14 protein-coding genes are annotated in these 12,387 nt (G+C 72.3%); 10 read left to right on the top strand and 4 right to left on the bottom strand.

The genetic code is table 11. The features are described 5' to 3' along the window. The coding region (locus AB0G02_RS02650) for a WD40 repeat domain-containing protein (protein ID WP_360788248.1) at nt 1–2,650 on the bottom strand (2,650 nt) is incomplete at its 3' end. Nucleotides 2,651–2,944: 294 nt separating this feature from the next. Between AB0G02_RS02650 and AB0G02_RS02655 the strand changes: the two genes are divergently transcribed. The 3 genes from AB0G02_RS02655 (at nt 2,945) to AB0G02_RS02665 (ending at nt 5,230) form a co-directional block, all read left to right on the top strand. Then, nucleotides 2,945–3,130 (top strand): hypothetical protein, encoded by a 186-nt coding sequence (locus tag AB0G02_RS02655; RefSeq protein WP_360788251.1) that lies wholly within the window; start codon nt 2,945–2,947, stop codon nt 3,128–3,130. 136 nt (nt 3,131–3,266) lie between these two features. Further along, complete coding sequence (locus AB0G02_RS02660; RefSeq protein WP_360788254.1) at nt 3,267–4,724, top strand: AlkA N-terminal domain-containing protein; 1,458 nt, start codon at nt 3,267–3,269, stop codon at nt 4,722–4,724. Nucleotides 4,725–4,738: 14 nt separating this feature from the next. Beyond that, nucleotides 4,739–5,230, top strand: coding sequence for a methylated-DNA--[protein]-cysteine S-methyltransferase (locus AB0G02_RS02665; RefSeq protein ID WP_360788256.1), 492 nt, complete (start codon nt 4,739–4,741; stop codon nt 5,228–5,230). Here the strand turns inward: AB0G02_RS02665 and AB0G02_RS02670 are convergent. Then, nucleotides 5,204–5,911: a DUF2306 domain-containing protein gene (locus tag AB0G02_RS02670; protein WP_360788259.1), complete on the bottom strand. Its 708-nt coding sequence runs from the start codon at nt 5,909–5,911 to the stop codon at nt 5,204–5,206. The genes AB0G02_RS02665 and AB0G02_RS02670 overlap by 27 nt on opposite strands. 115 nt (nt 5,912–6,026) lie before the next feature. On the opposite strand from AB0G02_RS02670, the gene AB0G02_RS02675 reads away from it, so the two are divergent. Genes AB0G02_RS02675 through AB0G02_RS02685 form a run of 3 tightly spaced genes read left to right on the top strand, consistent with a single transcriptional unit; the run spans nt 6,027 to nt 8,129 of the window. Further along, entirely contained in the window at nt 6,027–6,611 is a 585-nt protein-coding gene (locus AB0G02_RS02675) for a helix-turn-helix domain-containing protein (protein WP_360788262.1), read from the top strand. Between the two features lie 4 nt (nt 6,612–6,615). Continuing rightward, nucleotides 6,616–7,332, top strand: a complete 717-nt coding sequence (locus AB0G02_RS02680; protein ID WP_360788265.1) for an SRPBCC domain-containing protein — start codon at nt 6,616–6,618, stop codon at nt 7,330–7,332. Further along, nucleotides 7,329–8,129 carry an alpha/beta hydrolase gene (locus AB0G02_RS02685; RefSeq protein WP_360788268.1) on the top strand — a complete coding sequence of 267 codons (801 nt, stop codon included), beginning with the start codon at nt 7,329–7,331 and terminating at the stop codon, nt 8,127–8,129. The genes AB0G02_RS02680 and AB0G02_RS02685 overlap by 4 nt, the downstream gene beginning before the upstream one ends. 93 nt (nt 8,130–8,222) lie before the next feature. Here AB0G02_RS02685 and AB0G02_RS02690 read toward each other — a convergent pair whose 3' ends face one another. Continuing rightward, on the bottom strand, nt 8,223–9,056 hold the full coding sequence (locus tag AB0G02_RS02690) for an SAM-dependent methyltransferase (RefSeq protein WP_360788271.1): 834 nt from the start codon (nt 9,054–9,056) through the stop codon (nt 8,223–8,225). A 214-nt stretch (nt 9,057–9,270) separates the two neighbouring features. Between AB0G02_RS02690 and AB0G02_RS02695 the strand changes: the two genes are divergently transcribed. The 3 genes from AB0G02_RS02695 (at nt 9,271) to AB0G02_RS02705 (ending at nt 10,799) form a co-directional block, all read left to right on the top strand. Further along, nucleotides 9,271–10,146 (top strand): helix-turn-helix transcriptional regulator, encoded by an 876-nt coding sequence (locus AB0G02_RS02695; protein ID WP_360788274.1) that lies wholly within the window; start codon nt 9,271–9,273, stop codon nt 10,144–10,146. 121 nt (nt 10,147–10,267) lie between these two features. Beyond that, on the top strand, nt 10,268–10,507 hold the full coding sequence (locus AB0G02_RS02700; RefSeq protein WP_360788276.1) for a DUF397 domain-containing protein: 240 nt from the start codon (nt 10,268–10,270) through the stop codon (nt 10,505–10,507). After that, entirely contained in the window at nt 10,491–10,799 is a 309-nt protein-coding gene (locus tag AB0G02_RS02705) for a hypothetical protein (protein WP_360788279.1), read from the top strand. The genes AB0G02_RS02700 and AB0G02_RS02705 overlap by 17 nt, the downstream gene beginning before the upstream one ends. Nucleotides 10,800–11,029: 230 nt before the next feature. Here the strand turns inward: AB0G02_RS02705 and AB0G02_RS02710 are convergent, their stop codons facing one another. Beyond that, nucleotides 11,030–11,638, bottom strand: coding sequence for a TetR/AcrR family transcriptional regulator C-terminal domain-containing protein (locus AB0G02_RS02710; RefSeq protein WP_360788282.1), 609 nt, complete (start codon nt 11,636–11,638; stop codon nt 11,030–11,032). Nucleotides 11,639–11,703: 65 nt separating this feature from the next. Here AB0G02_RS02710 and AB0G02_RS02715 point away from each other — a divergent pair, with 65 nt between their 5' ends. After that, entirely contained in the window at nt 11,704–12,258 is a 555-nt protein-coding gene (locus tag AB0G02_RS02715) for a peroxiredoxin-like family protein (protein WP_360788285.1), read from the top strand. The last annotated feature ends 129 nt before the right edge of the window (nt 12,259–12,387 follow it).

The raw sequence follows: 12,387 nt of genomic DNA on the forward strand, positions 1-12,387 counted from the left end.
CGAACCCGGTGACCGGCTCGCCCACCGGCCGGGGGTGGGCGCGGTCGCGCACGTCGAACAGCACCACGGTCCGGTCGTCGCCGCCGGTGGCCAGCAGCGTGCCGTCGTGGCTGAACGCCACCGCCCGCACCTGGCCGGAGTGCAGGCCGAGCGGTTCACCCAGCGGGTGCGGCGCGGCCGGGTCGCTCACGTCCCACAGCCGGGCGGTGTGGTCGCCGTTGGCGGTGGCCAGGGTCCGCGAGTCGGGGGTGAACGCGAGCAGGTAGACGGTGCCGTTGCCGCCCATCAGCGGCTCGCCCAGGGACCGCGGGCGCTCCGGGTCGCTGACGTCCCACAGCCGCACGCTCGTGTCGTTGCCGGCGGTGGCCAGCGTGCGGCCGTCCGGGCTGAACACGGCCGAGGTGACCCAGCTGCGGTGGCCGGTCAGCGGCGAGCCGAGCGGCTTCGGGTCGTCCGGGTCGCGCAGGTCCCACAGCCGCACGGTCTGGTCGAAGCTCGCGGTGGCCAGGAACTTCCCGTCGGGCGAGTAGGAGGTCAGGTACACCGGCCCGGTGTGCCCGGCCAGCGGCACCGCCAGCGGCGTGGTCTGGGTGGACAGCAACCGGGTCTGCACGTCCCGGTCGTCGGGCCGCATCCGGTGCGCGACCAGCGCGAGCTCCGCCGACAGCGACGGGTCGGACTCCAGCAACCGGTCCGCCTCCGCCACCACCTGCCGGAACACCGCGTCGTCGCGCTGCCGCACGGCCACGACCGCGGCGGTGGCGGCGATGAGCGCGAGCACGACCACGCACGCCACCGCCGCGCGTCTGCCCCACGCGGCACGCCTGCGGTACTGCATCGACACGGCGAGGAAGTCCTGGGCGGTGCCGGTCAGGCCCTCGTGGCCCGCCGCGTCCGCCCAGTGCCGCGCGGTCTCCAGCCGCGCACCCCGGTAGAGCAGCGACGAGTCGCGGTCCTGGGCGGCCCACGTGACCGCGTCCTCCTCCAGCCGCTGCCGCAGGAGCTGGCCCTCGCGGTCCTGGTCGATCCAGCTGCGCAACCGGGGCCACGCCTGGAGCAGCGCCTCGTGCGTGATCTCCACCGAACCCGCGTCCAGCGTGACCAGGCGGGCCCGCGCCAGCACCTCCAGCGCCTCCTCGCCCGCGGCCCGGTCGGCGGCCTGCTCGACCAGCTCGTGCCGGGTCGAGCGGCGGCGCGTGTCCTGGGTGTCCTCGCCGACGCGCACCAGCCGCAGCAGCAACGGCCGCGCGGCCTGCTGGGCCTCCGGCGCGAGGTCGGCCCACGCCCGTTCGGCGGTGGCCGCGACCGCGCCCTGGATGCCGCCCGCCGAGCGGTAGCCCGCGATGGTCAGCTTGCCCGCCTGCCTGCGCTGCCAGGTGGCCAGCAGGGCGTGCGACAGCAGCGGCAGCGCGCCCGCGTCGTACGCGCCCTGACCGCCCCTGGCCTGCGCCCGGCCGCTGCGCACGCCCAGGTCGCGCAGCATCAGCTCGATCAGCCCCGGCTCCAGTTGCAGCCCCGCCGCCTTCGCGGGCCGCGACACCGCCTCCCGCAGCTCCGCCGACGTCATCGGACCGAGCACCATCTGCCGGTCCTGCAACGCGTCGGCCAGCTCCGGGAACGCCAGGCAGCGGCCGTAGAAGTCGGCCCGCACGCCCACCAGCACCACCGCGGGCGCCCGGCCGCCCGGCACCGCGGGCGTGCACGCCACGTGCAGCGCCTGCACGAACACCTGCACCCGGCTCTCGTCCGAGGACAGCGTGAACGCCTCCTCGAACTGGTCCACCACGACCAGCACCCGCTCGCCGCCGTGCCGGGCCGCGTGGGCCGCGAACGCCGCCCGGATCTGCGAGGCGAACCGAAGCACGCCCATCAGCGTCTGCCCCAGGAACGTGTCCGGGCCGTGCCCGGAGGCCACCAGGTCCTGGTCCATCCCGTCCAGCGTGAGCGCCATGTCGAGCACGCCGGCCAATTCCGGTACCTGCCGCACCAATTCCTTCACCGGATCGGCGCCCGGCGTGATGACCACCGCCGGCCAATTCGTCGAACCGGGCACCGCCAATGCCCCGTCGCGAATGGACGGAATGACGCCCGCGCGCACCAGTGACGATTTACCGGCACCCGATGCGCCGACCAGCATCACGATTCCGCCGGTTTCCGCCGCACTGCCCAACCGGGACACCAGCGCGGCCGTGCTGCGTTCCCGGCCGAAGAACCAACTGGAATCCTCCGGCTGGAACGCGGCCAAGCCGCGGTACGGGCACACGCCGATCTCGTCGGAGCTCGGCGGGTCCTCGTCGTCGGGCGCCGACACCGGGCTCGCCAACGCCTCCTCCCACAGCGCCCGCCACGCGTCCAGGTCGTACAACCCGGCCGCCGGCGGCTGCGGGCGCGTCTTGCGCGCCTCGCCGATGAGGACCTCGAGGACTACCGAGAGTGCCGAAAAACGGGCCGGCACGTTGCGCCCCCGACGCCAGTCGCTGACCCGCTGCGCGGTCGCCCGCACCGGCCGGCCGCGCTCGTCGGTGCGCCGCGCGCGCCCCACGGACTCGGTCACCTTCTTCAGGGGCGGATCGCCCGCCTCGGCGTAGAGCAGCGCGAACCGCTCCGCGAACACGGCACGGGGACCCGACCCCTGACCGGAACCAGCCATCCGCGGCGTGCCTCCTAGAGGTCCGGAGTTCCGGACCGGAAAACCGGATGTGAGCGCGTGAACAGGTCGTTTGCCGACCGGTGGAGCCCTTGTCGGTCCACCCTAACGACTTGCGCTGACAAGCTCATCGAGACGTTCCGGTGACGTCATCAGGTTGTGCGAAGGGACCGGTCGAAGTGGTTTCGCAGGCAACTACCGCGAGTGGCAGCTCGTTCGTCGCTGAGGGGTCCTGGGGGTCTTCTCAGCGCTGTGCACCGAACCGACCCGGTCGGTGGAACGGTGCGGCGACCTGCCATGCCGAACGGAGTTGACCCGGAGCGGACCACCCGTCCGCCGGTCACGGCCCGTGAGGACCGGGGCTTCCCCGGTGAAGCACGGGTCTGCCCGATCCTGAGGACGGTGCTGGACGCCCACGGCCGCGACCGGGCCGAGGTGGGACTGGACCAGTTGGCCCGGCTCGCCGCCCCGGCGCACGGCTAGCGGTGTCGGACCCGGGGCCGTGGCGGCCCCGCGGGCGCGTCGCACCGAGGAGTGCGGCGCGGCCGGTCCGGCACCCCTTCCATCCCTGTCGCATTTCCGCCGGCCGACGGGCCCGGCTTTGACCGATGCTGGTGCCGTGCACGAAGACGCGGAACGTTGTGCCCGAGCCGTGCGGTCGAAAGACGCCCGGTTCGACGGGTGGTTCTTCACCGCCGTCGTGACCACCCGGATCTATTGTCGACCGAGTTGTCCCGTCACCCCGCCCAAGGTCGGGAACATGCGGTTCTACCCCAGTGCGGCGGCCGCGCAACAAGCGGGATTCCGGGCGTGCAAGAGATGTCGCCCGGACGCGTCGCCGGGATCTCCTCTGTGGAACCACCGCGCGGACTCGGTGGCCAAGGCGATGCGGATGATCGGCGACGGCGTGGTGGACCGCGAGGGCGTGCCGGGACTGGCCGCCCGCCTCGGCTACAGCGTCCGGCAGGTCGAACGGCTGCTGCTGGCCGAGCTCGGCGCGGGACCGCTGGCACTGGCCAGGGCGCAGCGGGCGCAGACCGCCCGGCTGCTCATCGAGACGACCGCGCTGCCGATGGCGGAGGTGGCCCTGGCCGCCGGGTTCGCCAGCGTCCGCGCGTTCAACGAGACGGTGCGCGAGGTGTTCGCGCTGTCGCCCACCGACCTGCGCACCCGCAGGCGCCCGGTCCACGACACGCCCGGCGTGCTGTCGCTGCGGCTGCCGTTCCGCGCGCCGCTGTGCCCGGACAACCTGTTCGGCCACCTCGCGGCGACCGGCGTGCCGGGGGTGGAGGAGTGGCGCGACGGCGCGTACCGGCGCACGCTCCGCCTGCCGCACGGGCCCGGGGTGGTGTCGCTGACGCCCCAGGCCGACCACGTGGCGTGCAGGCTGGCGTTGAGCGACCTGCGGGACCTGTCGATCGCGATCGCCCGCTGCCGCCGGATGCTCGACCTCGACGCCGACCCCGTCGCGGTGGACGAGCAGCTGCGCTCGGACCCGCTGCTCGCGCCGGTGGTCGACGCGGCACCGGGGCGGCGCGTGCCGGGCACCGTGGACGCCGCCGAGTTCGCGGTGCGCGCCGTGCTCGGGCAGCAGGTGTCCACGGCCGCCGCCCGCACGCACGCCGCCCGGCTGGTGCGCGCCGCGGGTGAACCGATCACGGACGACGGCCTGACCCACCTGTTCCCGACGCCCGGGGCGTTGGCCGAGCTCGACCCCGCGGTGCTGGCGATGCCGCAGTCCCGCAAGACCGCGTTCCGCGCGCTGGTCGAGGCGCTGGCCGACGGCTCGCTCGACCTCGGCGTCGGCGCGGACTGGGAGAAGGCGCGCGCCGACCTGCTGGCGCTGCCCGGCTTCGGGCCGTGGACGGTGGAGGTGATCGCCATGCGCGCGCTGGGCGACCCCGACGCGTTCATCCCCACCGACCTCGGCATCCGCGCGGCGGCCCGCGCCCTCGGCCTGCCCGACACCCCCGCCGCCCTCGTGCGGCGAGCCCAGGCGTGGCGCCCGTGGCGGGCGTACGCCGTCCAATACCTCTGGGCCACCGGTGACCACGCGGTCAACCGGCTGCCCGCCTGAAAGGACGTCCGGCGATGAGCCACACCACCGTCGACAGCCCCGTCGGCCCGCTGACGCTGGTCGCGCACGACGGCGCGCTGTCCGGCCTGTACATGACCGAGCAGCGGCACCGGCCGGCCGACGAGTCGTTCGGCCCCGAGGACCCCGCGCCGTTCGGGGACGTGATCGCGCAGCTGGCCGAGTACTTCGACGGCACGCGGACGGCGTTCGACCTGCCGCTCGACCCGCTCGGCACGCCGTTCCAGCGCACCGTCTGGCGGGCGTTGGGCGAGATCCCGTACGGCGGGACCGTGACGTACGGGGAGCTGGCCCAGCGGTTGGGCCGCCCGTCGGCCGCGCGGGCGGTCGGGCTGGCCAACGGCCGCAACCCGATCGGGATCATCGTGCCGTGCCACCGGGTCGTCGGCGCGAACGGCGACCTCACCGGGTACGGCGGCGGGCTGGAGCGCAAGCGTCAGCTGCTCGACTTCGAGCAGGGGTCAGACGCCTACCGGCTGCCGATCTGAGGCCTGCGCGCGGCGGTCGCGGCGCTTGCGGGCGTCGCCGCGCTCCAGCCACCACTCGGCCAGCAGGAACGGCACCACCCACCCCATCCACGCGGACAACCCGGCGATGGCCTGGATCAGTGCCACCTCGCTGCCGCCGAACGTCGTGTCGAGCTGCGGCGAGAGCACGAGCACCCAGACGACCGACCAGATCCGGTTGCTCATGATCGACGCGGTGAGCGCGAAGCTGCGGATCATCCACCGCCGGTGGTCGACGTACCGGCGTTGCCGGGCCATCCGGAGACCGGCGACGGTGAACCCGAGCCACAGCACGCCCAGCAGCACCGTGCCGACCTGGTTGAGCGGCCCGAACGGCGAGACCGAGCCGATCGCGACGGCCGTGACCGACGCCGGCACCACGCCGCCGAACACGTACGCGCGGCCGACCCGCCGGTGCGCCACCGGGTACCGCGCCCGGAACCACGGCCACACCTGCACGACGCAGGTCAGGATGGCGATCGACCCGAAGACGACGTGCGCCACGAGCACCGGGAAGTGCCACGGGTGGTCGGGCGGGCGCGGCACCCGCGACAGCGCCGGGTCCAACGTCAGGTAGGGCGGCAGCGAGAACGCCACGAACACCAGCACCACGAACGCGAACGGCGCCACCCAAGGACGCCGGTACCACTTCAACTTCCCCATGCCGGCAACCCAACCGCCGCCCGCTGACAACCCGCGCACCAACCGCGCACAACCCTCTCGCATTGACAAGAGAAGTTGTCTTGACAGGAGTTGTTGTCGGTGGGAGGGTCCTGCCATGCACGAAGTGGCGGTGATCGAGGACCCGGCCGCGGCCGAGGTGTCGTTGGACCCGGTGCGGGCGAGGCTGCTGGCCGAGTTGGCCGAGCCGAACTCCGCGACCACGCTGGCGGCCAAGGTGGGGCTGCCCCGGCAGAAGGTCAACTACCACCTGCGCACGCTGGAGCAGCACGGGCTGGTCGAGCTGGCCGAGGAGCGGCGCAAGGGCAACATGACCGAACGGGTCATGCGCGCCACCGCCGCCTCCTACGTCATCTCACCGACCGCCCTGGCCGCCGTCCAGCCCGACCCGGGCCGCGCGCCCGACCGCCTGTCGGCCCGCTGGCTCCTGGCCGTGGCCGCACGGCTGGTCCGCGACGTCGGCACGCTGATCACCGGCGCGGCCAAGGCGGACAAGAAGGTCGCCACCTTCGCGCTCGACGGCGAGGTCCGCTTCGCCACCGCGGCCGACCGCGCCGCGTTCGCCGAGGAGCTGGCCGCGGCCGTCACGGACCTGGTCGCGAAGTACCACGAGGAAACCGCGGCCGGCGGACGCGCGCACCGCGTCGTCGTCGCCGTCCACCCCAGCATCCCGAAGGACTGACGAGATGGGTCACGCGTTCGAAGGCGTCAACGAGGTCGAGCTGGACGGGGTGACGCCGGAGCAGGTCTGGGAGGCCATCGCCACCGGCCCGGGCATCGACTCCTGGTTCATGGGCGCCAACGAGGTCGAGCCGGGCGCGGTCGTCCGGCAGGCCTTCGGCGGCTACCAGCCGGCCCACGCGATCACCGCCTGGGAACCCGGCAAGCACCTGGCCTACGGCGGCGACGAGGAGCCCGACGGCCGGTTCGTCGCCTACGAGTTCCTCATCGAGGGACGCGAGCAGGGCAGCACCGTCCTGCGCATGGTGGCGACCGGCTTCCTGCCCGGCGACGACTGGGAGGACGAGTTCGAGGCCATGACGGCGGGCGGCGAGATGTTCTGGCAGACCCTCGTCACCTACCTGCGCCACTTCGCCGGGCGCACCGCGCGACCGGTCACCGCCTTCGGCCCGCCCGTCGCGGACCTGCCCGCGGTGTGGTCGGCCCTCGGGCGCGAGCTCGGCCTCGACCGCCCGGCCCGCACCGGCGACCGGGTCACCGTCGTCGGCGAGGACGGCGTCGTCTACTTCGCCAACGCCCAGACCGTCGGCGTCCGCACGGACGGCGCGCTGTACCGCTTCGTCGAGGGCGTCACCGGCGGCCTGATCGCCATGCACCACGTGTTCACCGACGACCACCGCGACGAGCGGTCCTGGTCGACCTGGTTGGGAGGACTGGCATGACCGAGGGCAGGGTCGTCTCCGCGGACGACACCGGGATCGCCTACACGCGCACCGGGTCCGGACCGGCGTTGATCATCGTGGACGGCGCGCTGTGCCACCGCGCCTTCGGGCCCTCCGCCGCGCTGGCCAAGGCGTTGGCCGGGCACTTCACCGTCTACACCTACGACCGCCGCGGCCGGGGCGAAAGCGGTGGCGGCACGCCGTACGACGTGGAGCGCGAGGTCGAGGACATCGCCGCGCTCGTCGACGAGGCGGGCGGGTCGGCGCACCTGTTCGGCATGTCCTCCGGCGGCACGCTGGTCGCCGAGGCGGCGCACCGGGGCGTGGCGGCCGAGCGGATCGCGATCTACGAGTCCCCGATGGTCGTCGACGGCACCCACGAGCCGATGCCCGAGGACCTCCCGGCCCGGGTGCGGCGCGCGGTCGACGAGGGCCGCCGGGGTGACGCGGTCAAGCTGTTCATGCGGTACGTCGGCACGCCCGGCTTCTTCGTCGCCGTGCTCCAAATGCTGCCGCCGTGGAAGAAGCTCAAGGGCGTCGCGCACACGTTGCCGCACGACTTCGCGCTGGTCGGTGAGTTCCAGCGGGGCACGCCACCGCCCGCCGACCGGTGGTCCGGCGCGAAGGTGCCCGCGCTGGTGATCGCCGGCGGCAAGAGCCCGGAGTACATGCGCAACGCCCAGGCGGTCCTGGCCGGCGCGCTGCCCGACGCCGAGCTGACCGTCCTGCCCGGACAGACGCACATGGTCAAGGCCGCGGTGACGGCACCGGTGCTGGTCGACTTCTTCCGGCGCTGACCCCTCCCCGCGTCGACCGCTCCCGGCGGTGGGCGCGCGGGAACCGGTGGTGGGCGAGGGATCCTCGTCCACCACCGTCTCGTGCGGACGGTCTCAGGGCTTGCGGCCCACCGCGCCCGCGATGCAGTAGCTCACCGCGTCGAGCTCCTTGAGGCGCGGCCCGTCCGGCCACCAGTCGGCGCAGATGACCAGCCCCGGCTCGACCAGTTCGAGGCCGTGGAACAGCTCGTGCAGCTCCTGCATGGTGACGAACCGCCCGCTGCCCATGGGGGAGTGCAGGAACGTGTCCTCCATCCGCCGCGCGATGGCCGAGTGCTCCTCGGTCTCCGGGTCGAGGAAGTGCGAGATCGCCACGTACGAGCCGGACGGCAGGGCCTCGATGTACTCCGCCATGATCTCGGCCGACGTGGGCGAGGTGCCGTTGTAGTGGTGCAGCGTGCCGAGCTGGAACAGCGCCAGCGGCTCGGTGAAGTCGATGTGCTTGCGCACGACCTCGTCGTTGAGGATCTGCTGCGGCTGGAAGATGTCCGCCGCCGAGAAGTGCGTCCGGTCGTTCTCCTCCAGCAGCGCCCGACCGTGGGCCAGTACCACTGGGTCGTTGTCGACGTAGACGACTCGGGCATCCGGGTTAATCCGCTGGGCTACCTGGTGGGTGTTCTCGGCGGTGGGCAGTCCCGAGCCGCAGTCGAGGAACTGGTTGATACCCGTTTGGCTCGCGACGAACCGGGTGGCGCGGATGAGGAAGCTGCGGTTGTCCACGGCCAACGTGGCCGCTTCCGGGGCGACCTGCTGCACCCGTCGCAGCACCTCGCGGTCGATCTCGTAGTTGTCCTTGCCGTTGAGGAAGGCGTCGTAGACCCTGGCGATGCTGGCCTTGGTCGTGTCGATGTAGACGGGGGCGGCGGCGTCCGAGGACGAACCCGGCATCGTGGTGACCTCGCAATACGGGGATTGGGGGTGATCTCTTGTGCACCGCGTCACAGTCCGGTCAGCGTAAGAGTATGGGCCTGTTGCGTCAGCGGGCCGCATCAGGCTGACCGGGGAAGATCAAGGGTGTACGTTCAGTGACGATGCGAGTCAGCCCTCCTCGGGCGCAACCGCTGTTCGGGTGGGGCAGGCACGACGGTCGGGAGGACGGGCGATGGCGGCTGGTGAGCCCACGCCGGAGAGGGAGAGCGGACCCACCGCTCTGCGCATCGTGCTCGGCGCCCAGTTGCGCAGGCTGCGCGAGGCCGCCGAGATCAGCAGGGCGGACGCGGGGTACGCCATCCGCGGCTCGGAGTCGAAGATCAGCCGGATGGAGCTCGGTCGCGTCGGCCTGAAGGAACGCGACGTCAAAGACCTGCTCACCATGTACGGCGTCGAGGACGAGGACGCGCGGGCGAAGTTCCTCGGCATGGTCCGCAGGTCGAACGAACCGGGCTGGTGGAACCGCTACACCGACCTCATGCCGGACTGGTTCCAGGACTACGTGGGCCTGGAGGAGGCGGCGTCGCGCATCCTGATCTACGAGACGCAGTTCGTGCCGGGCCTGCTGCAGACCGAGGACTACGCGACGGCGATCTCCAGCCACGGCCGGCCCGACCTGGTCACGCCCCAGGTGCGGCGGCGGGTGGCGCTGCGGATGCAGCGGCAGAAGATCCTGGCCCGCCCCGGTGCGCCGAAGCTGTGGGCGGTGATCGACGAATCGGTGCTCTACCGGCCCGTCGGCGGTCGTCAGATCCTCATCGACCAGATCGACTACTTGCTCAGCGTGACCAAGGACGGGCTCGTCACCCTGCAGGTCGTGCCGTTCCCGCTGGCCGGTTACGCGGCGAAGGGGCCGTTCGCGATGCTGCGGTTCGGTGAGCCCGACCTGCCCGACATCGTGTACCTCGAACACCTCGCCGGTGCGCTCTACCTGGACAAACTCGAAGAGCTGGAGATCTACAGCCGGGTCTTCGACCGGTTGACGGTCGACGCGGAGACGCCCGACCGCAGCCGGCAGATGCTCGCCAAGCGGCGGGCGGAGCTGTAGCTGTCGTCCGTACGGGCGAAGTTCACGCTCCGCATCTGCACGTGCATTTACCCGTGCACGCGCCGGTGCTACGGTCCGTGCACAACCGGATGCACGTGCAGATGCATGGAGGGTGTTGTCGATGGCCACCGAGGTTCACAACGGCATGTCCGCGGCCGACCTGACCGGCGTGACGTGGACCAAGAGCTCCTACAGCGACGCGATCGGCAACTGCGTCGAGCTGGCCGTCCTCGACGGCGGTGACGTCGCGATGCGCAACTCCCGGTTCCCGCAAGGTCCCGCGCTGGTCTACACGCGAGCGGAGATCGCGGCCTTCGTGGCCGGTGCCAGGAGCGGGGAGTTCGATGACCTCGTCGACTGACCACTCCTCGCGGACGACCGTCCAGCTCCGCGAGTTGATCGCGCGCGGGTTCCAGTTCCTGCACCCGCGTGACGCCAGGGGAGAACTGGCGGCCGTGGTCGGGGTGCGTGCCCACGACGCGGTCATCGACGTCGTCCGCCTGCACACCGAGGACGACGCCCTCGCGATGCGGATGCCCGCCGACGAGGTGAACGTGCTGTCGCCCAGCCGGTTCTCGTGGCGCCGTCGCGGGCCCGCCACGCACGTGCTCGAAGAACTGCTCGAACTGCCCGACGAAGAGCAGGCGCACTAGGACTTCCCGTCCGCGTCCGCGGTGGCGGACGGGACCGAGGGGGTGGGAGAGCCCCCTCATCGGCGAACCTGACCTGGAGACGCAGCGGGAGTCGACTCCGCGCCGGATCTGTCGACGCCACGCTCGGAGCGCAACTCCGTGTTCGTCGCGTTCCGGCACGGGGATCGAGGTCGGCTTCGGTCCCCGCGTCGGGACACATCCCGGTGCGCCGGCCCCGGCCGAGCCCCGGTTCAGGGCCTGCGCAGCCCGCTCAGCACGACGTCCAGCCCGCGGCGGAACTCGATGTCCGGCGTGATCGTCCGCGCCGCGGCCGCCGTCTCGGCCATCAGCGGGTACTCCTCGCCCAGGGTCGTCATCGCGTCGGTGCCCAGACCCGACAGCGGGCTGCGGTGCTCGATCTCGGTCGCACCGATCAGGTAGCCGAGCAACGCGCGCAGCGCGATCACCCGCTGCTCCCCGGCGAACCCGGCCCGGGTCAGCACCGCCAGCACGGCCTCGCCCCAGCGCAGCAGGCTCGGGCACCGGTGCCGGTGCGCCATGGTGAGCGGCACCGCGTTCGGGTGTGCGGCGACCGCCGCGCGGACCCGTTCGACCAGCACCGCGATCTGCTTGTCCCACAACGCCTTCGGCGGATCGACGTCCACTTCGGACATCATGTGGTCGACGGCGAGGGCTTCCAGCTCGTCCCGGTCCGCGACGTACCGGTAGAGCGACATCGTCCCCATGCCCAGCTCCGCCGCGACGGCGCGCATCGACAGCGCCGACAGGCCATCCCGGTCCAGGACGGCGAGCGTGGCGGCGGCGAGGGCCGTCTTGGTCAGCGACTTGGGGCGTGGCATGGCGCTTGACAGCGTACAAGCTACGCGCATAGCGTGCGTAGGCGTACAGCGCACGCTTACCGACGATGGGGGATGACGTGAAGATCAGCGAACGTGAGTGGGAGACGGCGCTCGGTGCGGCGGTGCGGGTGCCCGACCCGCACCGCCTGGTGCACCTGCAGTTCCGCCGCTTCGCCGGCTGCCCGGTGTGCAACCTGCACCTGCGGTCGATCGTCCAGCGGCACGACGAGATCGCCGCGCACGGCGTCGTCGAGGTGGCGGTGTTCCACTCCTCCGCGGCGGAACTGCGCCCGCACGTGGAGGACCTGCCCTTCGCGGTCGTCGGAGACCCGGACAAGGCGCTGTACCGGGAGTTCGGCGTCGAGTCCGCCGCCCGCTCCCTGCTCGACCCGCGCGCGTGGGGCGCGATCGTGCGCGGTGTCGTCCGCGACCTCGGGCCGGTGCTGCGCGGACGCCGCCCGCTGCCCAAGCCGGAGGGCGGCCGGCTCGGGCTGCCCGCCGACTTCCTGATCGCACCGGACGGGTCGGTCGTCGCGGAGAAGCGCGGGCAGCACGCCTACGACCAGTGGTCTGTGGATGAACTGCTCACTCATGCACAGTCCCTGACCAGGAAGAACTGAGTTGTCCACAGGGTTGTCCCCAGCTGTGGACGGATCGAACATGCGTTCGACTTGCGTGCAGGGTCGACCGATCGGGGTCGTGGGACCGGGTCGCGCTCCGACAGCGCCCGTGCCCTCAGGTAACCCGCA

Source organism: Actinosynnema sp. NPDC023658, from assembly GCF_040639995.1.
In the GTDB taxonomy this organism is placed as follows: Bacteria; Actinomycetota; Actinomycetes; order Mycobacteriales; family Pseudonocardiaceae; genus Actinosynnema.